Source organism: Rhizobium sp. P1_C7, from assembly GCF_056406295.1.
Map to the genome: position 1 here is coordinate 72,664 of NZ_JBFUAL010000014.1, position 24,752 is coordinate 97,415.

A 24,752-nucleotide genomic window follows, 5' to 3' on the forward strand; every position below is an offset into this window, starting at 1 on the left:
CAAGTTGAAGACATGAAGGCAATTTCAGGTACAAATCTCGAGCAGGCAAAGTCGCACAATCGGCGTGTGGTGATCGAGGCGATCAGGACGAACGGCCCGCTGTCGCGCGCAGCGCTGGCGCGTCTGACGGCGTTGAGCACGCAGACCGTCTCCAACATTGTCGAAGAGCTCGAGGGTTCGAAGCTTCTGAAGGCGGGAACTCCGCTGAAGGCGACGCGTGGGCAACCGATCACGCCATACTCCATCAATCCGAACGGTGCCTATTCGGTCGGCCTGGAACTGGAACGCCACCACGCGGTAGGGGTCCTGACGGACCTGTCGGGAAGCGTCCGGGCAAGGATCGAGCGTGCCGTCGACCGGCCGACGCCGAGCGAGGCGATCCCCATCCTGGCCGGTATAGCGCAGGATCTGCAAACAAGCTTCCGGTTCGACCGAAGCCGCCTTCTGGGTGTCGGTATCGCCATGCCCGGTCGCTATGCCTCCGAAGGGGTCACGTCGCTGAGCCCCGTCACGCTTCCCGGATGGCAGAATTTTCCAGTCGCTTCAGAACTTCACCGCCTCGTCGGGGTCCCGGTTCTCGTCGAAAACGATGCAACCGCTGCAGCTATCGGTGAGCGACTGTATGGCGTTGCACGCGGCCTGAGCAGCTTTGTCTATCTCTTCCTCGGTGGCGGCATCGGCGCCGGGATGTTTCTGGACGGCCACCTCTACAAGGGCAGCCGGAACAATGCCGGAGAGATCGGCCACATGATTGCGGTTCCAAACGGGGACCTTTGCACATGCGGCAAGCGCGGCTGCCTGGACCGGTACGTGTCGCTCGGAACGGCCTACGAGCATCTCGGAATTCACAACCCCGACAGCTCTTCGCTCGAAGAGCTGGACACCCTGATCGACAATGCGGGGTCATCGCTCGACGCATGGCTCGACGCGGCAGTCGAGCCGATGCGTCAGACGATCGACTTTCTGGAACTTGCCTTCGACCCGCAGACCATCGTCCTTGGCGGGTCCATGCCCCCTTCCCTGTTGAAGCGGCTCGCCCTTCGGCTGGAACCGCTGCATGTGCCCGTCAATCCGACCGCCGAGCGCGCCATTCCCCGCATCATGGTGGGCGCGACCGGCAGGGACACGGCGATCCTGGGCGCCGCGGCACTGCCGATCTTTTCGGAGACCAACCCCCGGTTCGACGTCCTGCAGAAGCCTCTGGCCCGATCCCGTCACGGATAGTCGTAGAGGACCGGCATCAGTCCGGCGACGGCCTTGAAGCGGTCCCACGACTTGTCTGAGGGCTTCGTCCAGCCGCTTTCGGCAAGCGCCGAGATGCGCGGGAAAACCAGACGATCGAACACGGCACGGTCGGTCATCGGCTCGGACCAGATGCAGGCCTGGATGCCGCGCAGCCTTTTCTTCTGTTCGTCGGTCCAGCCTTCCACCGGATCGAAGTTATAGAGCTTCTCGGGCTCGGACCAGCCTGCCCAGCTCGCGCCCGGCTCATCCCAGTCGGGGCTATTGGCCATGTCGAGATAGTAGACCTGCCCAGGGCAGACGACCATCTCGTAACCCTCCCCGGCAAGAGCTGCCGAGACTTCGACACTGCGCCAGCCGCAGAGATAGCTTTTCGTCTTGTCGATGACATTGCCATGGGCCGCTTCTTCCCATCCGCCGGTGATGCAGCCCTGCTCGGCCAGGAACTTCTGGACGCGCGCCAGAAATACGGCTTGCAGAATGGCGGCGCCGGATCCGTCGATGTCGTCGGCGCCGTGGGTGTTGGTGATTACATTCAGGCGCTTGGCATGTGCCTCGGCCGTCGCATCGCCAGCGATGTCGCGCAACCGGGCAAGCGCTTCCGGCGAGCCCGACCAAGCCCCGAGCGGAACCTCGTCGGCACCGATATGGATCGTCTTGAACGGGAACAGCTCGATCAGTTCGCGCAAGATCGTCTCAAGGACCTCGTAGGTCTTTTCACGGACAGGATTGATGCAATTGTCGGGGAAACCCTGGACCGAGAAATAGCTGCCGATCTCGGCCGGATCGCGCAGTTCCGGGATTGCCTGCTGCATGGCAAAGCAGTGCCCGGGCACGTCGAGCTCAGGCACGACCTCGATGCCGAGCTCCTTGGCATGCGTGACGATCTCGCGGACGGCTGCCTTGGTGTAGTAGCCTCCGGTACGCGCCGGGCCCGATCCGAGAAGCGGCGGAACTGCCAGCCCATGTCCACGCCATGCGCCGATCTCCGTCAATGCGGGATAGGCGTCGATCTCGACGCGCCAGGCTTCGTCGTCCGACAGATGCCAGTGGAAGCGATTGACCTTGTTCCAGGCCAGGATGCTCAGAAGCTTCTTGATCTCCGCCTTGCCGTAGAACTGACGCGCGACGTCGAGATGCAGTCCACGCCATCCCATCGAGGGCTCGTCTGATATGTTGCCATCAATCGGGAACTTGAAAGCATGCGGGTAAAGATGGGCGCCGCGCCAGATCTGCCCGAGCGTGATCAGACCGTAGAGCAGCCCCGTCTGCGTCGCCGCCGAAATCCGCACGAGGTCGCCCGAAAACGCGATTGAATAGGCTTCTGGCGCAACCCCCTCGACTACGTCCAGCATGACCGGCATACCGCCTTCGGATGCCTGACGCACGATACCCTCGACGGCAAAGAGATCGTCAACGAGGGCTGTGAAAGCCTCCGCGGCCGCAAGCGCGCTCGGATCGCTCGCATTGAGCGCAAAGCCCGGCGGCAGGGAACGCCTGCCCGACACAGACACATGGTTTGGCCACGGCACGATGGAAACCGATACCGGAGGGTTGACGGGCACCGGATAGATTTCGGCACCACGCTTCAGCGGCGCATTGTTGGCAAGGGAGCGCGTCGGCTCCACCGAAAGCGACAGGGTGCTGCCGTCGGCAAATGCGAGGTAGGCGCCAGTCGCTCCATCCGTCCAATGGTGAAATGGCCAGCTCAGGGCCGAAATCGAGATCGTCCAGGTCTTGCCCGCCTCCAGCACGAAGTTTTCGGGGGGCAGAAACTGCGTGAAATTCGACAGTCTCTGGCCGATCGTTCCACCTTCGATCTGAACGGCAGGGTCGACGCGGCCCGGGCCGCTGATGCAGAGCGTAAAGTCGGAAATCGTCTTCGAGGAGAGGTTCTTGAGGCTGAGTGTATAGGCCTGGGCTCTCTCATCCGAGGCGGGGAGCCATGAGGTTTCGAGCCGCAAGGCGGGTTGGCGTTGTGTCGACATGATCATCTCTTGATTGCGTTTATGGGATCAGACCTTGAGCATCCCGGCGTAGACGCCGGGTGCTGAATTGGGGATCGGCATGGCGCCGACCGCTTTCTCGTAGAAGGCTGCCGGTCCGACATCTCCGATGATGGCGTAACCATAGCCCATGGTTTTGAGATCGACGAGGCAGGCGGCGAGCAGCGCATGGCCAATTCCCAGCCCGCGCGCTTCTGTCTGTACGCCCGTCGGCCCGAAAAAGCCGCGCGCGATGGATTCATGGCAGGCAAAGCCTACGAGCTCTTGATTGCGGGTTGCGATGAAGCATGTCGGCGGCTGACGCGAAAGTGCCACGGCGGCTTCGCTTGCCCAACCGTCGCCGAATTCTTCGGCGACCCATCTGGTGACGGCTCTTGCTTCCGGCGCAAGCGCGCGCCTGATCGTTACGCCGGCATCTTTCATCCTGGCTTCACGCACGGTGTTCGGTTCCAGGACCGAGAGATTGACGAGATAGTCCAAAGGCTGGCCTCCTTCAGTTCGGTGCCGCAAGCGCGCGGACAAAATGGTTTGGTCCGACCTGCTCGACGGTAGCCGAGGGCGGTCGGCTGAGCGCGCGGACCCTTTCGGCCCGCTCCAGAAACCGCGCGCTGCCACCTGTGACAAACGGACGGCTGCCATCGGGAACCGCCGACAGGAGCAGCTGCGTATAGGGGTGCCGGGGCTCGCCGATGACGGCGTTGGTCTCACCCCATTCGACCATCTGGCCGGCAAACATGACGACGATCTCCTCCGCCACATGGGCAGCGGTCGCGATATCGTGGGTGATGTAGAGCAGCGCCAGGTTCTTTTCACGCTTGATGCGCGCAAGCAGCTCGAGAATGCCCATGCGTATCGAGACATCGAGCATCGATGTCGGTTCGTCTGCCACGAGCACGCTCGGCTGTACGGCGAGTGCACGGGCAATATTCACGCGCTGTCGCTGTCCGCCCGAAAGTTCATGCGGAAACTTGTGTTTCGTGACTGAAGGATCGAGCCCGACATCGGCAAGGAGTTGCCAAACCGCGCTCGAGAGCGCTGCCTTGCCGGCCGCATGTCCGTGCAAAATGAGTGGTCTCGACAGGTGGTGGTCGATCGAGAATACCGGGTTGAGCGACGAAAACGGGTCCTGAAACACCATCTGGACCTCGCGGCGATAGGCCCGTTCGTCCTGTGCTGTGCCGATGGTGGTGACATCGCGCTCCCGAAAGCGGAGCTTGCCGGCGGTAGGCTGATCCATGCGTGCAATGATACGGGCACAGGTCGTCTTGCCGCAGCCCGATTCTCCGACCAGAGCGAGCGCCCTGCCCGGATTGAGGGAGAGCGAGATACCGCGCAATGCATGAACAGGGCCGAAACGGCGTTCGATGTCGTCAAGCCGGATAACCGCTTCGGATGGTGCCGGGGAAGGCTGAGGATGAATGTTCATGCGGTCTCTCCCGCCAGATGGCGATGGCCGGGAAGCTGCGGTATGGCGTTCCAAAGTTTGCGCGTGTAGGCGTGCTCCGGCATTTGGCTCACCTGGCTGACGTCGCCGACCTCCACGAGCTCCCCCTTCAGCATGACGCCGATCCGGTGGCAGAGCTGAGCCATCAGATGCAGGTCGTGGGTGATGAACAGCACCGAGAACCCATAGGTCCGCTGCAGATCGATCACCTGCTCGAGGATCTCGCGTTGCACCACGACGTCGAGCGCCGTCGTGGGCTCGTCCATGATGATGAGTTCCGGCCGAAGTGCCAGGCAGATGGCAATCACGATCCGCTGCCGCATGCCGCCGCTGAACTGGTGCGGGTAGTCGGTGATCCGGCTGACGGGAATTCCGACCAGCTTGAACATCGCCTCGGCCTGTTCGCGCGACTGGCTCTTCGAGCAGCCGGTATGCCTGTAGAGCACGTCGTGAAACTGTGCGTCGATGCGCATAAGCGGATTGAGCGAGTTCATGGCGCTCTGGAAGACCATGCCGACCCGCTTCCAGCGGATCTTCTGCATGTCGCCTTCCGGCAATTTCAAAAGGTCCTGTCCGTCCAGGATGATCTCGCCGCCGGCGACCCAGGCCGGCACCTTCGAGAGACGCGTGATTGCGTAGGCAATCGTGCTCTTCCCGCAACCTGATTCGCCGGCGAGACCGAACAGTTCGCCGCGGCCGATGTTGAACGAGACATTCTTGACCGCTCTGAACTCACCCTTGTCGAGGAGATAATCGACGTCGAGATTACGGATCTGAAGCAGATCATGGCTCATCGGGCGGCCTCCAGCTTGCGATTGCGCGCACGATTGAGGCGGAGCCAGCGGCTGAGCGCCGGGCCGGATCTCAGCTGCGGATTGGCGATTTCGTCGAAGGTGAAGTTGACCAGTGCCAGCCCCAACCCGATCAGCGCGATACCGGCTGCCGGTGTGGCAATGTCCCACCAGGCACCGACGATGATGGCCGAGGAATTCTGCGCATTGTAGAGCATCGTTCCCCAGCTCACCTGAAGAGGATCGCCGAAACCCAGATATTCGAGCGTCGTCTGGGCAACGATCGAATAGATGATGCTGCCGACGAGGTTGATGCCGATCAGCGGCAGGAGGTTGGGCAGCAACTCGACGAAGATGATCCGCCAGCGCGGCTCGCCGATCATCCTGGCGGCGGTGACGAAATCGCGGCTGCGCAGCGCAAGCGTCTGAGAACGCGTCATGCGCGCGCCCCACGGCCACGAGGTCAGCGTGATGATGGTCATGATCGCCATCGGTCCGACCGTACCCGCAAACGAAGCGAGCAGGATCAGCAACGGGATATTCGGTATGACAAGCACGGCATTGGTCGCAAGATCAAGCACTGCATCCGTCTTGCCGCCGACATAGCCGGCGATCAGGCCGATCACCGTGCCGACCACGGTGATCGCGATACCCGTTGCAAAACCGACCGCGATCGAGGTGCGGGCACCCCAGACGAACTGGGTATAGACGTCGCGCCCCATCTTCGTGGTGCCGAGGACGTGCTCGAGGCTGGGCGGTTGGTGCGAGCGGCCGACGCGTGCGCTGGGCGCGCCCGGCGCAATGATCGGGGCGAAGATGGCCATGAGGCATAGTGTGCAGATGATCACCAGCCCGAAGAGCGCCTTCTTCTGCTGTCGGATGAGTTTCAGAGCGGCATTCATTCGGCAGCCTCCCTCAGTCTGGGGTCGACCAGACCATAGATCATGTCGACGAGAAGATTTGCGCCCAGCGTGGCGAGGGTCATCAGGAGGAGCTGGCCCTGGATGACCGGGTAGTCGCGCGCGACGCTCGCCGTGAACAGTGTCAGGCCGAGGCCCGGATAGTTGAAGACGATCTCGGTAACGATCGAGCCGCCGAAGACGGCGCCGAGCATCAGCGCCAAGTTGGTCAAGACAGGCAGCATCGCGTTTCGTGCGCCGTAGCCGAACATGACGGTTGTGGATCGCAGGCCCTTTGCCCGGCCCATCGTCACGTAGTCTTCGCCGAGCACCGAAATCATGGAGGATCGCATCGTCGTCTGGAATTCGCCGATGAGGTATGGCGACAAGGTAAGGACGGGCATGATCGCATGAAAAAACACGCTGCCGGCGAACGCGAAGTTCAGTCCGGGGTCGAGGCTCGGATCATAGGCATAGCCGACAGGAAACCAGCGCAGAGACACGCCGAAGATGAACAGCGTGGTCAGTGCGACGATGACAGGCGGTACCGCGATCATGACGACGGAAAGAGGCGAAACGACCGTGTCGAAGCGACCGCCGCGCCGCCAGGCAGCGATCGCACCAAGCGTCACGCCTGCAAACAGCGAGAAGGTGATGGCGGTGATGACCAGAAACGCCGTCCATAGCGTCGATCGGCCAAGCACCTCGACCACTGTTTGCGGATAGTATTTCACCGAGACGCCGAGATCGAGCGTCGCCAGTCCCTTCAGGTAGTCGATGAACTGGGTCGAGATGGGCGCATCGACTGCGCCGAAACGGGCCTTGATCGCCTCGATCGCCGCCGGTGTCGCGCGCGATCCAAGTTGCGCGATCATCGCGTCAACGGGGGTCCCCGGCATGAGCCGGGGAACGGTGAAGTTCATGACGATCGCAAAGAGCAACGCGACCGCATAGACGCCGAGGCGTCGGGAGGAGATACGCATTCTGTCGTTTCCTTCGGCCTTTGTGCTATTGCACGGGCTTCAGACGAAGAAGGTGCATCAACCGCATGCGGTTGTTGTCGTGGTTTTCGGGGTTCATCACCGGCTCCTTGTCGGTCACCCAACCCGTGAAGCGCTTTGTCGAGAACTGGTACCAGGTCGGTCCATTGAACACCGGGATCATGGGGAAATCGTCGGCGACGATGACCTGGACCTCGTCGAACAGCTTCCGGCGGTCTTCGTCGGTGGTTGCCTTGCGATAGGCATTGAAGGCCTCGTCGAGCTTGGGATTGGAATAACGCGTCGCGGCACTGGTGATGCGGCCGGCAAAGGCCGTCGACATCGCCTGGTAGTAGCCGCGGAACGGCGTCGAGCCGTCTGCACGCGAATTCAGGGCAACGTCGAAGCTGCCGTCGAGAAGCTGCTTCTGCCACTGCTCGTATTCCGGCGTTGCCACCGAGACGTTGAGGCCGCCGGCGCGCAGTCCTTCAGCCGCGATCTGCGCGTCGTCGATCCAGTCGGTCCAGCCGTTCGGAATGATGATTGTAAACTTGATCGGCTCTCCGGCGGCGTTTGCCCTGAAACCGTCGTCAGCCTTCTTGTAGCCGGCATCGTCGAGGATCCTGTTGGCCTTGTCGACGTCATAGGCCATCCATTCGTCGGCCGCCCCTTCTGCCGCCTTGTTGCGCCAGGCCTCAAACCGTGGCGGCAGGCCGCTCGCATGCTGGCTTGCCACCGGGTAGCCGAAGCCTGCGACATCGACCATGGCCGTGCGGTCCATCGCAAGGCTGAAGGCGCGGCGAAATTTGAGGTCGTTGAAGGCCTTTGCGTTGGCGGCATTCTCCGTCTTCAGGTTCATCTGGAACGCGACGGTTTCAGCCGGCGGCTGCCAGTAGCCGTTGTTGGCAGGGTCGAGCGCCACAAACGTCTTGTCGATCTGCGGCAGGAACGAGCCGATCCAGTCCATCGTCCCCTCTGGCAACAGAGCGAGCATCTGGTCGTTGCCCGATATCTGCGGCAGTTTCAGGCAGTCGACGTGCAGGGATGCCGCGTCCCAATAGTTCGGATTGCGGCACTGCTCGTAGACCTGTGGTGTGAACCGGCGGATCTCGGTCATCGGCCCCGAGCCGACGGGATTTTCGTTCTTGAATGCCACCGGATCGGCAACGCCCTTCCAGATGTGCTCTGGCACGACAGCCAGATCGGCAAGCGATTCGGGGAATTCGGTATTGACGTCCTTTAGGTTGATCTTGACCTCGCTTGGTGATGGCGCCTCGACGGAAGCGATCGTGTCGCCGACACCGGCGGTGTCGACCGCGGGGTTCTTGAGCATCAGCTCCAGCGTGTACTTGACGTCCGCCGACGTCAGCGGCTCGCCGTCCGACCACTTGACGCCGTCACGCAACACGTAGGTGATCGATTTCAGGTCATCGGAGAACTTGTAGCTCGTGGCCAGCCGGAAGATCGGCTTGCCCGCATCATCGGCATTGAAGATGACCAGCGGCTCGTAAATGAAATCCATCGTGCTCTGGCGACGCCCGGCAAGATCGAAGGGGTTGAAATTGCGCACCCAGCTCGTCTGCTCCTCGATGTGCATCGAGAGCGTTGCTTCCGCCCTTGCCGCCGTGGCGAAGGCGCCATCATAGGCCAGAGACGCCGCAACGCCCGTGGCCGCCAAAAGCAGATTGCGACGCGTAATCGTAGCATAACGCATTGTTTTCATGTCACTATGTTCCCGTCTTGCGTTTGATTTGATTTAGTCAATCAATTTGATTTAATCAAACTACGATTTTCGGACGCGGTCAATCGGGCTTTCCAAAAAATTCGGGGGACAGTGGGAAGGGATGGGAAAGAGCGTCGCGAGGCTCAACCCGCGCGTTGCCAATCAGGCAGATTTTCCCCTGGAGACCTGCGACAAAAGCCAGGCCGTGAAGGAGAGCCCAAGCGTATGCTCGCGCTTGCCGTCAGGCGTCACAACGTAATAGCTGTTTTCGGTCGGCATCGGCTGATCGAACACGATCTGCAGCGCGCCCGAGCTCAGCTCCTCCTCGATCAGATAGAGCGGAAGAAGCGCAAAGCCGATGGCCGCGACGGAGGCTTGGATGATCATCGAGAACTGGTCGAAGCGGTTCCCGCGATAAGAGGGCGCTGTGTCGATACCTGTGGTTTCGAACCATTTCGGCCAGAGGCGTGGGCGCGTGGCCAGATGCAGGAGCGGTCTGCCAGCGAGTTCAGCCGGCTCCAGAACCGGCATCGCCTGCAGCAATCGCGGGCTGGCAACGGGAACCACGACCTCTCCACACAGAAACGTACAGGTTGCCCGGGCCCAGATCGGTTGGCCATAGTGGATCGCAAGGTCGAAGCTCTCCTGCTCGAAATCGAATGGCTCGGACCGTGACGATATGTCGAGAAGTGTGCCGGGATTGGCCAACAGGAAATCCGGCAAACGGGGCGTCAGCCATCGGCTCCCGAACGTCGGGAGCGTCGCCACCGACAGTGTGGCGATGGCGTCCGCGCCGGAAGCCGCCCGGATCATCATCTCCTCGGTATGGTGCAGCAAGCGCCTTGCCTGGGGCAGCAAGCGTTTGCCGGCGTCCGACAGGATCGCCCGCTGGCGTACGCGCTCGAACAGAAGAACGCCCAGCTGGCCCTCAAGCTCCTTGATCTGGCGACTGATGGCGCTCTGCGTCAGATTGAGCTCAACGGCCGCGCGCGTGAAGCTGCCGTGGCGCGCGGCGGATTCAAACGACTGCAATGTCGTCAGGTCAGGCATCAGTCGTCGGGGTATGGTCATTCCAAAACCGCATCATGTCAGCTTCATTCGTCGCTATTTCTCTCTACTCCAGGCGCGATATGATCGCAATCAAGAATGAACTCCAGGAACAACCTTGAAATCGAGAGAAGATATGTCGACCAGCAGTTTTGTCTCCTCCTGCTCCATCCGCTCGGCGTTTTCGGCCGCAATGTCTGCGATGTACCGGACCGAAGTCCCGGCATATGGGACCTTGATGGAAATCGTCGCCAAGGTGAACGCGGAGACCCTGGCGGCAGATCCCGCACTGCACGCCAGACTGGAGGAGACAGACACGCTGGAGCGCGTCTCGCAGGAGCGCCACGGTGCGATCCGCCTTGGCACGGCCGGCGAGCTCTCGATGATGCGACGCGTCTTCGCTGTCATGGGAATGTTCCCGGTCGGTTATTATGATCTCAGCGAGGCCGGCGTGCCGGTTCATTCCACCGCCTTCCGGCCGGTCGGCGATGCGGCGTTGAATCGCAATCCGTTTCGGGTGTTCACCTCTCTTCTGCGCCTCGATCTGATCACCGACGAGGCGCTGCGCGCTGAGGCTCAGGCAATCCTGCAGAGCCGGACGATTTTCACAACGCCTGCCGTCGAGCTGACCGACAAAGCCGAGCGGCAGGGCGGTTTGGACCAGGACGACGCACAGCGCTTCGTTTCGGAAGTTCTGGAAACCTTTCGCTGGCATGATCATGCCAATGTGGATCTCGCCATGTACGGCCGCCTGCATGATGCCCATCGGCTGATTGCCGACGTCGTCTCGTTCAAGGGACCGCACATCAACCACCTGACGCCCCGTACCCTCGATATAGACAGGGTGCAGCACCTCATGACCGCATACGGCATCGCGCCGAAGGCAGTTGTGGAGGGTCCGCCGACGCGAGCCTGCCCGATCCTGCTCCGGCAGACATCGTTCAAGGCGCTGGAGGAGGCCGTGTCCTTCAGGGATGCCGACGGCAATTGGCAGAAGGGCACGCATACCGCGCGCTTCGGCGAGATCGAAAGCCGCGGTATCGCGCTGACGCCCAAGGGCCGGGCGCTCTACGACGCACTGCTTTCGGATTCGCGAAAGCGCGTCCGCCCCGCCGCGGACGGATCCAATGCCGCCGCATACGAAAAGGCGCTCGCCGATGCGTTCGCCCCCTTCCCCGACAGCTGGACCGGCATCCGCGACGAGGGGCTCGGTTATTTCCGCTACTCCCTGACCCAGAAGGGCTTGATTTCAACTGCGTCGGAGGATGCCAGCATCGAGGGTCTGATCGAGGATGGCTTCGTCCGCTTCGATCCCATCGTCTACGAAGATTTCCTGCCCGTCAGTGCGGCCGGCATCTTCCAGTCCAATCTCGGCGGCGAGACCGCCCAGGAGTTCGCCGCAAGTCCGAACCAGCAACGCTTCGAACGCGACCTCGGCGCGGCGGTTCTCAACGAATTCGATCACTACGCCGGTATCGAGGCTGCATCGATCGACGATTGCCGTGGCCGCCTCTTGCGGGCGCAGGCCGCTGAATGACTGACAGGCCGTTGATCGGCACGGGTATCGTCCCTCTGCGAGGGTGCTGACGAGACCCTTGCTGCTTGACTGACGTTTCAACACAACAGGAAAGGGTCGTGACATGACCATAACGACAAGAACAATCAACGTTGTCCAGGAAGCCGCCGCACTCCTTGAAAAGATGGGCGTCGACAAGGCGCTCTATAGCGGCGGCGACATGGCTTCCTGTAGCCCGGTGACCGGCCAACAGCTCGCCAGCCTGCCGAGTGACAGCCCGCAGGCGGCCGTGGCCAAGATCGAGAAGGCGGATCTTGCCTTCCAGAGCTGGCGCCTTGTGCCTGCACCCAAGCGCGGCGAACTCGTCCGGCTGCTGGGCGAGGAACTGCGCGCCTTCAAGCCCGAGCTCGGTCGTCTCGTATCAATTGAAGCTGGTAAGATTCCCTCCGAAGGTCTTGGCGAAGTCCAGGAAATGATCGACATCTGCGACTTTGCAGTCGGCCTCTCGCGCCAGCTCTACGGCCTGACCATCGCAACCGAACGCCCTGGGCACCGGATGATGGAAACCTGGCATCCTCTTGGCGTCGTCGGCGTCATCTCCGCCTTCAACTTCCCGGTCGCCGTCTGGGCCTGGAATGCGGCTCTCGCACTTGTCTGCGGCAATGCCGTCGTCTGGAAGCCGTCCGAGAAGACGCCGCTGACTGCGTTGGCCTGCCAGGCCATCCTTGATCGCGCGATCGCGCGTTTCGGTGATGCACCGGAAGGCGTGAGCCAGGTACTGATCGGCGATCGCGTCGTCGGCGAGGCGCTTGTCGATCACCCGAAGGTTCCGGTCGTCTCGGCCACGGGGTCGACGCGCATGGGAAGAGACGTCGGACCACGACTTGCGCGCCGCTTTGCCCGCGCCATTCTGGAACTCGGCGGGAACAATGCCGGTATCGTCTGCCCCTCGGCCGATCTCGACATGGCCCTTCGCGCCATCGCCTTCGGCGCCATGGGAACCGCCGGCCAGCGCTGCACGACGCTTCGCCGCCTCTTCGTGCACGAGAGCGTCTACGACCAACTCGTGCCGCGCCTGAAAAAGGCCTATGCCAACGTGTCGGTCGGCAATCCACTGGAAAGCACGGCGCTGGTCGGTCCGCTGATCGACAAAGCCGCCTTCGACGCCATGCAGAAGGCGCTTGGTGAGGCTCGCGCCCACGGCGGTGTGGTCGCAGGCGGCGAGCGCATCGATCTCAGCCATGACAGAGCCTATTATGCCAAGCCTGCCCTGGTCGAGATGCCGGCACAGGTGGGTCCGGTGTTCGAAGAGACCTTCGCGCCGATCCTCTATGTGATGAAGTACAGCGATTTCGATCAGGTCTTAAGCCATCACAACGCCGTCGGCGCCGGCCTGTCGTCATCGATCTTCACGCTTGACCTGCGCGAAGCGGAACGCTTCCTTGCCGCCGATGGCTCCGACTGCGGCATTGCCAACGTCAATATCGGCACCTCAGGCGCCGAAATCGGCGGTGCGTTCGGCGGCGAGAAGGAAACCGGCGGCGGCCGTGAATCCGGCTCGGATGCCTGGAAGGCCTATATGCGCCGCTCCACCAACACCATCAACTATTCCCGGGCGCTGCCGCTTGCGCAGGGCGTGTCCTTCGAGATCGAATAGGATCGGCCATGACCATCAACACACGGGTCGAGGAGGCAGGCTTCAGGCCCGCCTCCAGACTGTCCTCCATCGGCGTCTCGCAAATCCTGCAAATCGGCGCGCGCGCTGCCGCCATGAAGCGGGACGGCAAGCCTGTCATCATTCTCGGCGCTGGCGAGCCCGATTTCGAAACGCCCGAGCATGTCAAAGAGGCCGCCTGGGAGGCGATGCAACGCGGCGATACCAGGTACACCGCACTTGACGGCACGCCGGCGCTGAAAGAGGCGATCCGCGCCAAGTTCGCGCGGGAAAACGAACTGTCCTACGGTGTTGACGAGATTACCGTCGCAACCGGCGCCAAGCAGATACTTTTCAATGCCATGATGGCAACTGTCGACCCGGGTGACGAGGTGATCATCCCGACGCCTTACTGGACCTCCTATTCCGACATCGTGGAGATCTGTGGTGGAAAGCCCGTGCTTGTTGCCTGCGACGCAGCCAACGGGTTTCGTCTGAAGGCGGAGCAACTGGAAGCAGCAATCACGCCACAGACGCGCTGGCTGATGCTGAATTCGCCGTCCAACCCATCGGGGGCTGCCTACAGCGCCGAAGATTACAGGCCGATCCTCGCGGTTCTGCTCAGGCACCCGCATGTGTGGCTGATGGTCGACGACATGTACGAACACATCGTCTATGACGGCTTCCGGTTCGTGACCCCGGTGCAGCTGGAGCCGCAGCTTCGCGAACGGACGCTCACCGTCAACGGTGTGTCCAAGGCCTATGCCATGACGGGGTGGCGCATTGGCTATGCCGGCGGTCCGAAAGCCCTCATCAAGGCAATGTCAGTGGTGCAAAGCCAATCCACATCCTGCCCCTCCTCCATCAGTCAGGCTGCGGCGGTAGCGGCCCTCAACGGTCCGCAGGATTTTCTGGTGGAACGAACGGAGAGCTTCCGGCGCCGGCGCGATCTCGTCGTGTCCGGGCTGAATGCCATCGACGGTCTCGACTGCCGCGTTCCGGACGGCGCCTTCTACACGTTCTGCGGATGTGGCGGCATTCTCGGTCGCATGACACCTTACGGCCGCATGATAGAGACCGACAGCGACTTCTGTGCCTACCTCCTGGAAGAGGCGCATGTCGCCGTCGTGCCGGGCTCGGCGTTCGGCCTCTCGCCGTTTTTCCGGATCTCCTATGCTTCCGCCGAGAGCGATCTGAAGGAAGCACTTCGTCTGATTGGCGTGGCGTGCGACAAACTTGTCTGACACGATCGAGACGCGAGGCCGGATATCGGTCTCGCGTCGACAAGTCCGGGCGGATGCCCCCCGACTGGAGCAGGTGGCAAACGGCAGCCCGAAGTAAGTAGGCAAACCGTCGATATTTCACATAGCCTGATCAAGTGGCCAAGTGTATCAATACACTCTCATAATTCGCTCCGCCTGGGGGGCTGAGAGGATTCCAAGGGTCAACAGATGGGCCGCAAGACAACGGTTTGCGCAGTATCGGTTCTGGTGGCTCTCGCACCGATGACGGCCTTTTCGAAAGGCGCCCAATATAGCTGCGCCGATGGTTTGCGCATGACGGATGACGTCAGCCCGCCTGACCGCCCTTCAGGCACGGTATTTGCAACCCCGGCTAGGACGACGCGCGGATCGACGATCCATCCACCCCTTACCCCGACAGTCATTCCCGGCGACATGGAATTTCGAACCCACGAAGGTCCTGAATTCAAGGTGCGTGAAGCCGTCACCTGGAGGGCTCATCCGGTTGCGGGCCGTGTTGTCCGTCCCGTTCCCGACAACTGCGGAAGTGCGGCAGCGTGACGGCGGGGCCAGGCATGTCACGACACGCAGGCGTTGGAGGATTGGCGCGCCGGGAGTGGTTTCTTGCCATCAGCCTGCTGACGAGTATCGTCTTCCTTGGCTACGGCGAGTTCCTTTTCAGATTGCTTCAAAATCCCGTCTGGCTGACGGCAATCTTCCTGTGGCTGTTTTCTGTCGTGCTCGGCTCGGCACTGTCGGTGGTTCGCCACGCCGACCACCTTGCGGCGCGGCTGGGAGAACCCTACGGGACGCTTATACTGACCTTGGCCATCACCTCGATCGAGGTCATGGCCATTTCCGCCGTCATGTCCCATGGTGAAAACAACCCAACGCTTGTTCGCGACACTCTGTTTGCCGTGGTGATGATCATTCTCAACGGAATGGTTGGCCTGTCGCTGCTCGTCGGAGCCTGGAGACGTCACGAGCAGCGCCACAATCTGCAGGGCGCCAATGCCTATCTTGGGGTCATCGTGCCTCTGGCGGTGCTCAGCATGATCATGCCGAACTTCACCCACGAACCGGACGGACCCGCCTACTCCACCATCCAGCAAACGGTCCTGGCCTTCATCTCCGTCGGGCTCTACAGTGTGTTCCTCATCCTGCAAACGGGCCGTCACCGCGGCTTCTTCATTGATGATGGCGAGGAAGGCTTGTCGCCCGCACATGCAGCCACGCACGCAGGTCCCCTGTGGCCCTCCGTGGTGCTGCTGTTTGCCTACATGGCGCTGGTAGTCTTCCTGGTGGAACAGCTTGCACCGCCAATCGACTATTTCATCGAGACGCTGCACGCGCCTGCAGCCCTCGGCGGCGTCGTGATGGCCGTGCTCGTTGCCACACCGGAAGCCATCAGCGCCGTGCGCGCTTCGGTCGCAAACCACCTGCAGCGTTCGGTGAACATCTTCCTGGGTTCCGTTCTCTCGACCATCGGATTGACCGTTCCGGCGATGCTGATGATCAGCCACCTCAGCGGCAATCCGATCGTGCTGGGACTGGACCACAGCAATCCCGTGATGTTGATATTGACGCTTGCGCTCAGCGTGATCACGTTTGCCAGCGGGCGCACGCATCTCATGCAGGGCGCAGTCCATCTTGTGTTGTTCGTTGCCTATTTTCTGCTGATTTTCGAAACCTGAGGAATGGGATCAGATGCTTTCCTTTGCCTTCAGCCCCCGTGGCGACCGAAAATGCACGATCCGAACTCGATGGAAGTCGATCACGGCCGGTATTGGCGCGGGTTCAAGATGATGGCGCTGGCGACCGGATGTGTCATCGCGCTTCTTTTGTCAGTAGCCACCATGCTCGGTGCCTGGATCAGCGGGCGTCTTCCAGACCACCATCTTTCGACAGAATCGAAGGACGCGATCAAGCTTGCGACGGCGGTTGTCGGTACGCTGTCTGCGCTTGCGATTGGCTTCCTGGTTGCGTCCGCCAAGACGACATTCGACGATGCTGAAACGGAACTCAAGACATCAGCTGCTCGCCTCGTGCTGCTCGACCGGGTGCTGGCGCAATACGGCCCCGAAACGGCTGAAGCGCGCGATTGGCTTGCCGACCTCGTCAAGGTGCGCATCAATGACACGTGGGGCAGCGACGCTGGAGAGGTCCCGAAAAGCGCCCTTCAGGATGATCTGGGGATCGAGCCCGTCCAGAAGCTGCTAAGGGCGATTGCGCCCCAGGACGAGGTGCACAGGCTTTTGAAGGCCCGGGCGCTGGAGGTGAGCAGCGCGATTGCGGAGGGCCACTGGCTGGTGCTCGAAAGCGATAATGAAGGTCTGCCCACCGCCTTCCTTGTCGTCCTCACCTTCTGGCTGACGGTGATCTTCCTGACGTTCGGGCTCCTGTCGCCCCACAATGCGACTGTGATATCCATCATCATTATCTGTGCGGTGTCGGTCGGCGGAGCTATTTTCATCATCAACGACATGGCACACCCCTACGCCGGTCTGATCCACGTATCAGACGGGCCACTGCACGCTGCGCTATCCAAGATGGGCCTTCCGTAGCGTCCGGGACGACATCACCAGTGCCGGATCAACTGGCGGCGTCTTCATTCGGTTCGCGTATCATTGGTCATCGTGGATATCATAACCCCACTCTACGAAGCAGCACGTTCTCCTAGACGAGGCTGCCGACACCTCTTTGGTGAAGCCGCCATCCGCGGTTTCCGTGCGGAGGCGATCGGCCGCCACCGGCCATCGCGTCCATGGGAATACCTTAGGAAGACACACCGGATCTGCCAGCCGGGCGGTTCTTGGAATGCGCCCGAGGCTCGCGCCACATTGTAAACAAACCCGCGCCGACGACAATCGCCGTACCAAGCAACATGTTCCAGCTCAGCGTTTCACCGAAGAACACCACTGCAATGACAGCACCGACCACGAGCTGCAGATAGGTCAAGGGTTGGACCTCGGACGCCTGCAGGAAATCGTAAGCGCGGATTAGGCAATAGTGACTAACCGAGCCGCTGACGCCGAGTGCTGCAACGAACAGCCAGTCCGATTGAGCAATTGGTGCCCAATAGAAGGGACCAACAATCGAAATGGCAACCGCCCCACCGACCGCCGTGTAAAATAGGCTCGTGAATGCCTGATCGTGGCGACTGACAGCCCGTGTCGCAACGCTATAGGTGGCGAACATGAAGGCACATATCAGTGGCACCAAGAGATAGGCGCTGAATTGGCCACCCGTGGGATTGATGATCAGAAGCACGCCAGACAGGCCGGCCAGAACCGCTAACCACCTCCGCCAGCCGACGTGCTCACCGAGAAATGGTATCGACAGCACCGTGACGATCAAGGGTGAAGCCTGAAAGATGGCCTGGGTGACCGCAAGTCCCGTATGAGCGAGTCCGAAAACGAAAATCGCAATCTCGGCGACCAGCAAAACGCCGCGCATGATCTGGAGTGCCGGACGTTTGGTTGCAGCGACCGCTCGAAGCCCGCCCAGGCGCCTGGATGAAAAAAGAATGACGAATGCAGCGAAAACCCAATAGCGGATCATCGTGATGAAAATGGGCGAGTATCGTTCGCCAAGATATTTGGAGAAACTGTCCTGGATGGCGAAGATGAACACAGCAAGGAGCGTGAACGCATACCCACTTGCCTTTTTACTGTCCTTGAAGATCGCACTGCCTCCCGCTTTCACCTCGCGAGAAGACTCGCGTCCGGAGGACCACCTACTGCTGCTTCTCTCTTGTCCTCAAGCCCATAACGGGCGCATCCAGTACATTCCGAAGGTTTTTCGGGCGAGAGGAGGGAATGCAACCGCGCCCGCAGGGGGAGCCGCAATTTGACCCATGACTGACCCATTTTGGATCCGACGGCTGTTCACTATGCTTCGGCGGGATCGACAGCCGTCTGGTGTCCATCGGTCCTGCCTTGATCGGGAAGGCGGCGTTTGCGTGTGCAAGCGCAAAGCGCGGCCGCGCGCCGATCCTCGGCGGGGCGAACCCATGCTCGCCCCGCCCTTACTTTGCGGCCTCGCGCTTTAGTCAGCCCGGTTTCCTTTTCCGTCGAATACATGCAGATGCTGGGCTGGGAAGGCGACCGTAACTTGCGGTCCGGCAGTAAGGGCATCGCGATTCTGCGTGAATATCTTGAATGGCAGGCCGTGGAGCGACAGGTGCAGAATGATGCCGAAGCCCGTCGGCTCGATCAGTTCGACCGTGGCCGTCATGCCGGTTCCGTCGGAGGTCATGGTCACATGTTCGGGTCGGATGCCGATCGTGATCTGGTCACCGTCCGAAAGGGCAAACGGCTGAGAAAGCCCAATGATCGTGCCGTCCTTCAACCGCGCACTGCCATTGCCGTAGGTGGCCTCGAGAAAGTTCATGCCCGGTGAGCCGATGAAGCCTGCGACAAAGAGATTAGCAGGGCGATCGTAAAGCTCGAGCGGACTGCCGACTTGCTGGACAACGCCGCCATGCATGGCAACGATCCGGTCCGCCAGCGTCATGGCCTCGATCTGGTCGTGGGTCACATAGACCGAGGTCGCCTTGAGTTCGGCATGCAGTTTCTTGATCTCGGCGCGCATCTGCTCGCGCAGGCGCGCGTCAAGGTTCGACAGCGGCTCGTCGAAGAGGAAGGCCTTCGGCTGTCGCACGATGGCACGGCCCATCGCCACGCGCTGGCGCTGTCCGCCCGAAAGCGCCTTTGGACGGCGTTCAAGCAAGGGGTCGAGGCCGAGCTTGGAGGCAGCCGCACCGACGGCACTTGCGATCTTTTCCTTCGCCGTTTTCCTCAGCTTCAAGCTGTAGCTCATGTTGCCGGCGACGTTCATATGCGGATAGAGCGCGTAGGACTGGAACACCATGGCAATGTCACGGTCCTTCGGATGCAACTCGTTGACGCGGTTTCCGGCAATGCGGATCTCACCGCCAGTCACGTCCTCGAGGCCGGCGATCATGCGCAGCAGCGTCGACTTGCCGCAGCCCGAGGGGCCGACGAGGACGACGAACTCGCCGTCCTTGATGCGCAGGTCGACGTCGTGCAGCACCTGCACGTGGCCGTAAGCCTTCTTGACGTTCTGGATATCGATCGATGCCATGTGATTAACCCTTGACCGCGCCGGCCGTCAGGCCCTGGACGAGATAACGCTGGATGAGCAGGAAGAAGAGACCGGCCGGGATGAGCGCGAGAACGCCCGCCGCCATCATCTGCCCGAAATCCACCGAGAATTTGGATACGAAGGTGAGAAGCCCGACGGGGAAGGTTGCCGCATCGTTGCCGTTGATCAGCATCAGGGCGAATAGCAACTCGCTCCACGCAGCCGTGAAGACGAAGCCGAGCGTTGCCGCAATGCCCGGAAGCGTCAGCGGCAGGATGATCTGCCGGAAAGCCGTGAACTGCGTCGCGCCGTCAATCATCGCCGCTTCTTCGAGATCCCTTGGAATGCCGTCGAAGAAGGACTGCATCAGGAAGGTCGCAAACGGCACGTTGAAGGCTGTGTAGACGACGACGAGGCCGGTCAAGCTGTTGGTGAGATGCAATGGCGAGAGGATCTTGAAGATCGGCGCCACGAGCATGACCAGCGGGAACATCTGCGTCAGGAGCATCAGCGCCACGATCCAGTACTTCGCCCGGAAATTGAAGCGCGACAGCGCGTAGCCGGACAGCGAGGCGCAGATCGTGACGACGATGGCCGTCGATCCCGACACGATCAGGCTGTTCTTGAAGAACGTCGGAAATGCGCTGTGCTGAATGACGAAGGTGTAATGTTCCCAGGTCGTCCGCGACGGCCACATGCGCACGCCTTCGGAATAGAGCAGGTCGTTCGGCGTGACCGAGACCTTCAACAGCCAGAAAAGCGGAAACAGCGCAAAGGCGATGTAGCAGAGGATTGCCAGTCGGTGGGCGATGGTCGGAAGGATGGATCGTCTCATGGCCTCAATCCTTGTTCAGCAGTGTCTGCCGCAGCAGGATGATCAGCATCGAATAGGCAAGCAGCAGGCCGAGCAGCACCAGCGCGATCGCCGAGGCGTAGCCGAAGTCGAGCCGCTTGAAGGCCTGGGTGAAGATATAGCTGGCCACGATCTGCGTGCGATCGGCCGGCCCACCCCCGGTCATGACGACAATCAGGTCGGCAAAGTTCGAGACCCAGACGGTGCGCAGAAGCACCGTGATGGCAATCGTCGGCGCAAGGAAAGGGAGCGTGATCGATCGGAAACGCTGGAACCACGTGGCGCCGTCGATCGAAGCCGCTTCGTAGAGGTCGCGCGGGATCGCCTGCAACGCGGCGAGCAGCGTGATCGCAAAGAATGGAATGCCCCACCATACGTTGGCAATGATCGGACCCCACATCGCATAGTGCGGATCCGACAGGATGTTGGCCGGCTCGTTCATCAGCCCAAGTGCGTAGAGCCAGTGCGGGATCGGTCCGATCACCGGATTGAAGAGCCATGCCCAGTTGAGGCCGGCTAGAAAGGAGGGAACCGCCCAGGGCAGGAACACCAGTGCCTGTACGATGCCCCTGCCCCAGAACGGCTTGTCGAGCAGGAGTGCAAGGATGAGGCCGAAAACGAACTGCAGCACGACGGAAGCCCCGGTCCACCAGAGCGTATTTCTCAGTGCGCCGTAGAATGCGCCATCCTGGGAAAGCGCGCGAAAGTGGTCGAGACCGATAAACCCGCCTGAGAAAGGATTGAGCAACTGGATGTCGCGGAATGCGTAGGAGACACCGATCGCCAGCGGCACAAGCATCACCGCAATGATGAGGATCAACGATGGCGCGCTGTAGAGATATGGTTCCGAGGCGTCGGCGACGCGCTTCAGCCACGACCTTCGGTCACGGCGACTGTCGAGCGTATCGGCGGTCATGGTCATCAGGCAAAATTCCGTTTTCGCAGCGCCGGTGCGCTGTCGGCATCAGGGAGAAGGGCAGCGGCGGATCGCTCCGCCGCCGCGAGATCGCTGATTACTTCTTGGCGAGGTACTTCTGCTGCGCCTTGGTGAGATAGTCTGCCCACTGGTCGGCCAGTTCCTTCGGCGTGATATCGCCGAGCAGTGCCTGCTGTGTCGTCTTGATCGCAAGGGAATCCTTGAAGAAGGCGAATTCTTCGAGGTAGGTCGGCATTACGGTCGGGACGATGTTCGGATCTGCCAGCTCGTCGAACCAACCCTTGAACTGGTCGCTCGCATAGAAGGGATCCGTTGCTGCCGAGGTGTGGACCGGAAGAGCACCGGTGCGCTTGTTCCACTCGATGTTGCCTTCCGGCGCCTCAAGCGTTTCGATCAGCTTCCAGGAGAGGTCCTTGTTCTGGCTGGTGGTGAACATCGACCAGCCGGCAAAACCGATCGTCGTAAAGCCCTTGCCGCTCGGGCCGACCGGCATCTTGGTGACGCCGAAATCCTCCGGCTTCATGCGCTGGGCAACAGCGATCAGCGCGTCGGGATCCTGGTCGAGCATCGCACAGGTGCCGGAGTAGAAGCCGGCAACGGTCTCGTTGAAGCCCCAGTTGACACTGTCCTTCGGTGCCAGGCCCTTCTTGTAGAGATCGACGACCCATTCAAGACCCTTTGCCCAGCCTTCGCTGTTCATGGTGGAGGTGCCGTCGTCATTGAAGAACTTGTTGGAGCCGGCCATGGTCGCGCCGAACATCACCCAGCCGTTCAGGCCGCCCGGACCGCCGCGCAGGCAGTAACCGGATTTGCCCGGCAGCTTGGAGACCTTCTCTGAGGCGGCGACGAACTCGTCCATCGTCTTCGGAGGCGCAGAGACGCCGGCTTCCTTGAACAGATTCTTGTTGTAGAACAACGCCCGCAGATAAAAGCCGTAGGGCAGCATATAGGCGGTGTTCTTGATGTCGCGACCGAGTTCCAGTGCGCGCGGCGTCAGACCCTTGGTGTATTCCCACTTCGCAAGATACGGCTCAAGGCTCTCCAGCATGCCATTGTTGGCATAGAGCGAGAGCCAGGTGTCGGGCATTTCCATGACGTCAGGCGTGTCGCCGGCCGATACCATGGTCGCAAACTTCTGGAACGCTTCATTCCAGGGCAGCGAGATGATGTCGACCTTGGTGCCGGGATTGGCGGCCTCGAACTTGCCGACGATCGACTTCAGCGTCTCGGTACGCTCCGGGCTGGTGATGACCTCGACGAGTTTCAGCGTGGTATCGGCAAGTGCCGTTCCAGCCATCATCGTGGCAAGCAGGGTTGCGGTTATCAGTCTTTTCATAGTCAGTTCCCCCTTCCAGGTTTTTCCTCAGGTTTTTAGTTTCACGAAGCGACGGCAAGCGCCTCTTCGATATCTCTCCACAGGGCTTCGGTTCCTTCGAGGCCGACATGGAGGCGTACGGACCGCGCATGGATTCCGAACGTATGCGCGGAATTCGGTTGTGCCTTTTGCTGGAGCACGACCTCGCCTGGTACGATCAGGCTTTCATGCCCACCCCAGCTCACACCCAGTTTGAAGAGCTTGAGGTGATCGGCAAAGGCGCGGATATCGACGCCTTCGCGGAATATGAATGAGAACAGGCCGGACGTGCCGTTAAGGCCGGCAGGCAGTCGGTTGGCAAGACCGGGGTGGCAGACGGTTTCGACGACATCCAGCTCCTGCAGGCGCCTGGCGACCGTCAGCGCGGCGGTCTCGTGCGCCTTCATGCGGATCGGCAGCGTGCGCAGGCCACGGATCAGGAGCCATGCATCGAACGGCGAAAGCTTGCCGCCGAGATAGGGATAGGCCTCGGCCTTGATGCGGGCAATCATCTCCCTGGAGCCGGCAACGACGCCGGCAACGACGTCGCTATGGCCGCCAAGATACTTGGAGGCCGAGTGGATGACGAGGTCGACACCCAATGTCAGCGGCCGCTGGAAGAACGGACTGGCCCAGCTGTTGTCGATCATGGTGACGACGCCGTGCTGCCTGGCAAGTGCGGCCAGCGCCCCGACGTCGTGTGCCTCCATCACCCAGCTCGTCGGACTCTCCAGGTAGAAGACCTTCGCACCCGGCAGTGCCTTGGCCACGGCCTCTTCATCACGACCGTCGACATAGGTGACCTCCACCTTCATCCGCTTCAGGATCGTGCCGAACAGGCGGAAGGCGTCGGGGTAGACATGCTTGACCGCTACGATGCGGTCGCCGGGTTCAACGAAACTCAAGACTGCAGACGAAATCGCCGCCATGCCGCTTGCAAAGCCGAGTGCGTCTTCTGCACCTTCGAGCTTCGCCAGCATTTCCTCGAACATGCGCACGGTCGGATTGAGACCACGCGTGTAGATCGGCCGAACCTTCTCGCCGCGATAGGAGGCGATCATGTCGTCGTAGTCGGAGAAGGTAAAAAGTGACGTCTGGAAAATCGGCGGCACCACTGCTTCGGCAAAGTGTCCTTCGTCGTGCGCGGTGATGAGGGAGGCAAGTTCGAACGGGTCTGCACCGTTGCTCATTGGGACATTTCCTTGATGTCTTCCTCGACGACTGCGAGGATTTTCAGTGTCTCTTCCCGCGCGGCCTCCGGGCTCCGGGCAGCAATCGCGTTGAAGAGGGTGCGGTGGAATGGAAAGGAGCGCCGGGCAAAATCCTGACGCTCGAACGGGTGTTCCCAGAACTGCCAGAACGTCTCGCGCATCTGCTCGAGAAGCTGACGGAAGAGCGGATTGTGGGTGGCGTCGTAGATAGCGAGGTGGAAGGCAAGATCCTCCGGACCCGAAGTGCCCTTCTCGATATGGACGCGCTCCATCTCGTCCAGGTTTTGCTCGATGAAAACCAAATCCTGCTCAGTTCTCTTCGAGGCTGCGACCATGCAGGCCTCGCACTCGATGCCCCGGCGAACCTCCAACGTCTGCAACAGAGCATCGCGCATATGCGCGGTGTCGAGCGATAGCGGCATATGGATGGTGGCCTTGGAAACCGGCTTCAGCAGGTAGGTGCCGCTGCCTTTGCGGGTCTCGGTGACACCCAACGCCTGGAAATGCCGGATGGCCTCACGGATCGTGGAACGACCAACAGCCAAGGCAGCCATCAGCTCGCGCTCGGCCGGCAGGCGATCGCCTGCTTTCAATCGGGCACGCTCGACGTAGTCGGCGAGCGCGTCTGTTACCTGACGTGCCCTGTCCATCGCCGGAAGCGGCCGAATGACCGGCCTATCGCTGGTTGGTGCCTTCATGGTTCCCCAAATTTTATAGGCAGCGAGACCATTTAAATTGGTCTGACATC

The 24,752-nt window shown here is 61.1% G+C and carries 22 protein-coding genes; 7 read left to right on the top strand and 15 right to left on the bottom strand.

The window, feature by feature from the left end:
* Positions 1-12: 12 nt before the first annotated feature.
* On the top strand, positions 13-1,224 hold the full coding sequence (locus tag AC1D2R_RS21240; protein ID WP_477970168.1) for an ROK family transcriptional regulator: 1,212 nt from the start codon (positions 13-15) through the stop codon (positions 1,222-1,224).
* Here the strand turns inward: AC1D2R_RS21240 and AC1D2R_RS21245 are convergent.
* The 8 genes from AC1D2R_RS21245 to AC1D2R_RS21280 all read right to left on the bottom strand — a co-directional run bounded on the left by AC1D2R_RS21245 (position 1,215) and on the right by AC1D2R_RS21280 (position 10,156).
* Complete coding sequence (locus AC1D2R_RS21245; protein ID WP_477970170.1) at positions 1,215-3,236, bottom strand: beta-N-acetylhexosaminidase; 2,022 nt, start codon at positions 3,234-3,236, stop codon at positions 1,215-1,217. The genes AC1D2R_RS21240 and AC1D2R_RS21245 overlap by 10 nt on opposite strands.
* Before the next feature lie 21 nt (positions 3,237-3,257).
* On the bottom strand, positions 3,258-3,728 hold the full coding sequence (locus AC1D2R_RS21250) for a GNAT family N-acetyltransferase (protein ID WP_477970172.1): 471 nt from the start codon (positions 3,726-3,728) through the stop codon (positions 3,258-3,260).
* Positions 3,729-3,741: 13 nt separating this feature from the next.
* Complete coding sequence (locus tag AC1D2R_RS21255) at positions 3,742-4,674, bottom strand: ABC transporter ATP-binding protein (RefSeq protein ID WP_477970174.1); 933 nt, start codon at positions 4,672-4,674, stop codon at positions 3,742-3,744.
* Complete coding sequence (locus tag AC1D2R_RS21260; protein WP_477970176.1) at positions 4,671-5,486, bottom strand: ABC transporter ATP-binding protein; 816 nt, start codon at positions 5,484-5,486, stop codon at positions 4,671-4,673. Before AC1D2R_RS21260 ends, AC1D2R_RS21255 begins: the two co-directional genes overlap by 4 nt.
* A complete protein-coding gene (locus tag AC1D2R_RS21265; RefSeq protein WP_477970178.1) occupies positions 5,483-6,385 on the bottom strand; it encodes an ABC transporter permease in 903 nt (300 codons plus the stop codon). The genes AC1D2R_RS21260 and AC1D2R_RS21265 overlap by 4 nt, the downstream gene beginning before the upstream one ends.
* The gene (locus AC1D2R_RS21270) at positions 6,382-7,365 is read right to left on the bottom strand and encodes an ABC transporter permease (RefSeq protein ID WP_477970180.1); all 984 of its coding nucleotides are present in this window, start codon (positions 7,363-7,365) and stop codon (positions 6,382-6,384) included. Before AC1D2R_RS21270 ends, AC1D2R_RS21265 begins: the two co-directional genes overlap by 4 nt.
* A gap of 25 nt (positions 7,366-7,390) precedes the next feature.
* Positions 7,391-9,076 (bottom strand): ABC transporter substrate-binding protein, encoded by a 1,686-nt coding sequence (locus AC1D2R_RS21275; protein WP_477970182.1) that lies wholly within the window; start codon positions 9,074-9,076, stop codon positions 7,391-7,393.
* A gap of 171 nt (positions 9,077-9,247) precedes the next feature.
* The gene (locus AC1D2R_RS21280) at positions 9,248-10,156 is read right to left on the bottom strand and encodes a LysR family transcriptional regulator (RefSeq protein ID WP_477970184.1); all 909 of its coding nucleotides are present in this window, start codon (positions 10,154-10,156) and stop codon (positions 9,248-9,250) included.
* Positions 10,157-10,268: 112 nt separating this feature from the next.
* Between AC1D2R_RS21280 and hglS the strand changes: the two genes are divergently transcribed.
* From hglS to AC1D2R_RS21310, 6 genes are all read left to right on the top strand, one after another.
* Positions 10,269-11,669: a 2-oxoadipate dioxygenase/decarboxylase HglS gene (gene hglS, locus AC1D2R_RS21285; protein WP_477970186.1), complete on the top strand. Its 1,401-nt coding sequence runs from the start codon at positions 10,269-10,271 to the stop codon at positions 11,667-11,669.
* A 103-nt stretch (positions 11,670-11,772) separates the two neighbouring features.
* The gene (amaB, locus tag AC1D2R_RS21290) at positions 11,773-13,305 is read left to right on the top strand and encodes an L-piperidine-6-carboxylate dehydrogenase (protein WP_477970188.1); all 1,533 of its coding nucleotides are present in this window, start codon (positions 11,773-11,775) and stop codon (positions 13,303-13,305) included.
* Between the two features lie 8 nt (positions 13,306-13,313).
* Entirely contained in the window at positions 13,314-14,546 is a 1,233-nt protein-coding gene (locus AC1D2R_RS21295; RefSeq protein ID WP_477970190.1) for a pyridoxal phosphate-dependent aminotransferase, read from the top strand.
* A gap of 207 nt (positions 14,547-14,753) precedes the next feature.
* A complete protein-coding gene (locus AC1D2R_RS21300) occupies positions 14,754-15,104 on the top strand; it encodes a hypothetical protein (protein ID WP_477970192.1) in 351 nt (116 codons plus the stop codon).
* Positions 15,101-16,237, top strand: coding sequence for a calcium:cation antiporter (locus AC1D2R_RS21305; RefSeq protein ID WP_477970194.1), 1,137 nt, complete (start codon positions 15,101-15,103; stop codon positions 16,235-16,237). The genes AC1D2R_RS21300 and AC1D2R_RS21305 overlap by 4 nt, the downstream gene beginning before the upstream one ends.
* 108 nt (positions 16,238-16,345) lie before the next feature.
* Positions 16,346-17,107 (top strand): bestrophin-like domain, encoded by a 762-nt coding sequence (locus tag AC1D2R_RS21310; RefSeq protein WP_477970322.1) that lies wholly within the window; start codon positions 16,346-16,348, stop codon positions 17,105-17,107.
* Positions 17,108-17,318: 211 nt separating this feature from the next.
* Here the strand turns inward: AC1D2R_RS21310 and AC1D2R_RS21315 are convergent, their stop codons facing one another.
* The 7 genes from AC1D2R_RS21315 to AC1D2R_RS21345 all read right to left on the bottom strand — a co-directional run bounded on the left by AC1D2R_RS21315 (position 17,319) and on the right by AC1D2R_RS21345 (position 24,702).
* Positions 17,319-18,248 carry a DMT family transporter gene (locus AC1D2R_RS21315; RefSeq protein WP_477970196.1) on the bottom strand — a complete coding sequence of 310 codons (930 nt, stop codon included), beginning with the start codon at positions 18,246-18,248 and terminating at the stop codon, positions 17,319-17,321.
* A gap of 342 nt (positions 18,249-18,590) precedes the next feature.
* Complete coding sequence (locus AC1D2R_RS21320; RefSeq protein ID WP_477970198.1) at positions 18,591-19,649, bottom strand: ABC transporter ATP-binding protein; 1,059 nt, start codon at positions 19,647-19,649, stop codon at positions 18,591-18,593.
* A 4-nt stretch (positions 19,650-19,653) separates the two neighbouring features.
* Positions 19,654-20,484 carry a carbohydrate ABC transporter permease gene (locus tag AC1D2R_RS21325; protein WP_477970200.1) on the bottom strand — a complete coding sequence of 277 codons (831 nt, stop codon included), beginning with the start codon at positions 20,482-20,484 and terminating at the stop codon, positions 19,654-19,656.
* A 4-nt stretch (positions 20,485-20,488) separates the two neighbouring features.
* Complete coding sequence (locus tag AC1D2R_RS21330) at positions 20,489-21,424, bottom strand: carbohydrate ABC transporter permease (RefSeq protein ID WP_477970202.1); 936 nt, start codon at positions 21,422-21,424, stop codon at positions 20,489-20,491.
* 91 nt (positions 21,425-21,515) lie between these two features.
* Complete coding sequence (locus AC1D2R_RS21335; RefSeq protein ID WP_477970204.1) at positions 21,516-22,775, bottom strand: ABC transporter substrate-binding protein; 1,260 nt, start codon at positions 22,773-22,775, stop codon at positions 21,516-21,518.
* 41 nt (positions 22,776-22,816) lie between these two features.
* Positions 22,817-23,983 (bottom strand): PLP-dependent transferase, encoded by a 1,167-nt coding sequence (locus AC1D2R_RS21340; protein WP_477970206.1) that lies wholly within the window; start codon positions 23,981-23,983, stop codon positions 22,817-22,819.
* Positions 23,980-24,702 (bottom strand): FadR/GntR family transcriptional regulator, encoded by a 723-nt coding sequence (locus tag AC1D2R_RS21345; protein WP_477970208.1) that lies wholly within the window; start codon positions 24,700-24,702, stop codon positions 23,980-23,982. Before AC1D2R_RS21345 ends, AC1D2R_RS21340 begins: the two co-directional genes overlap by 4 nt.
* Positions 24,703-24,752: the final 50 nt, after the last annotated feature.

Bases quoted from the DNA above. Each gene is read 5' to 3' on its own strand.
- AC1D2R_RS21240 (WP_477970168.1), top strand. From the start codon at position 13: ATGAAGGCAATTTCAGGTACAAATCTCGAGCAGGCAAAGTCGCACAAT.
- AC1D2R_RS21245 (WP_477970170.1), bottom strand. From the start codon at position 3,236: ATGATCATGTCGACACAACGCCAACCCGCCTTGCGGCTCGAAACCTCA.
- AC1D2R_RS21255 (WP_477970174.1), bottom strand. From the start codon at position 4,674: ATGAACATTCATCCTCAGCCTTCCCCGGCACCATCCGAAGCGGTTATC.
- AC1D2R_RS21260 (WP_477970176.1), bottom strand. From the start codon at position 5,486: ATGAGCCATGATCTGCTTCAGATCCGTAATCTCGACGTCGATTATCTC.
- AC1D2R_RS21265 (WP_477970178.1), bottom strand. From the start codon at position 6,385: ATGAATGCCGCTCTGAAACTCATCCGACAGCAGAAGAAGGCGCTCTTC.
- AC1D2R_RS21270 (WP_477970180.1), bottom strand. From the start codon at position 7,365: ATGCGTATCTCCTCCCGACGCCTCGGCGTCTATGCGGTCGCGTTGCTC.
- AC1D2R_RS21275 (WP_477970182.1), bottom strand. From the start codon at position 9,076: ATGCGTTATGCTACGATTACGCGTCGCAATCTGCTTTTGGCGGCCACG.
- AC1D2R_RS21280 (WP_477970184.1), bottom strand. From the start codon at position 10,156: ATGACCATACCCCGACGACTGATGCCTGACCTGACGACATTGCAGTCG.
- hglS (WP_477970186.1), top strand. From the start codon at position 10,269: ATGTCGACCAGCAGTTTTGTCTCCTCCTGCTCCATCCGCTCGGCGTTT.
- amaB (WP_477970188.1), top strand. From the start codon at position 11,773: ATGACCATAACGACAAGAACAATCAACGTTGTCCAGGAAGCCGCCGCA.
- AC1D2R_RS21295 (WP_477970190.1), top strand. From the start codon at position 13,314: ATGACCATCAACACACGGGTCGAGGAGGCAGGCTTCAGGCCCGCCTCC.
- AC1D2R_RS21300 (WP_477970192.1), top strand. From the start codon at position 14,754: ATGGGCCGCAAGACAACGGTTTGCGCAGTATCGGTTCTGGTGGCTCTC.
- AC1D2R_RS21310 (WP_477970322.1), top strand. From the start codon at position 16,346: ATGATGGCGCTGGCGACCGGATGTGTCATCGCGCTTCTTTTGTCAGTA.
- AC1D2R_RS21320 (WP_477970198.1), bottom strand. From the start codon at position 19,649: ATGGCATCGATCGATATCCAGAACGTCAAGAAGGCTTACGGCCACGTG.
- AC1D2R_RS21325 (WP_477970200.1), bottom strand. From the start codon at position 20,484: ATGAGACGATCCATCCTTCCGACCATCGCCCACCGACTGGCAATCCTC.
- AC1D2R_RS21330 (WP_477970202.1), bottom strand. From the start codon at position 21,424: ATGACCATGACCGCCGATACGCTCGACAGTCGCCGTGACCGAAGGTCG.
- AC1D2R_RS21335 (WP_477970204.1), bottom strand. From the start codon at position 22,775: ATGAAAAGACTGATAACCGCAACCCTGCTTGCCACGATGATGGCTGGA.
- AC1D2R_RS21340 (WP_477970206.1), bottom strand. From the start codon at position 23,983: ATGAGCAACGGTGCAGACCCGTTCGAACTTGCCTCCCTCATCACCGCG.
- AC1D2R_RS21345 (WP_477970208.1), bottom strand. From the start codon at position 24,702: ATGAAGGCACCAACCAGCGATAGGCCGGTCATTCGGCCGCTTCCGGCG.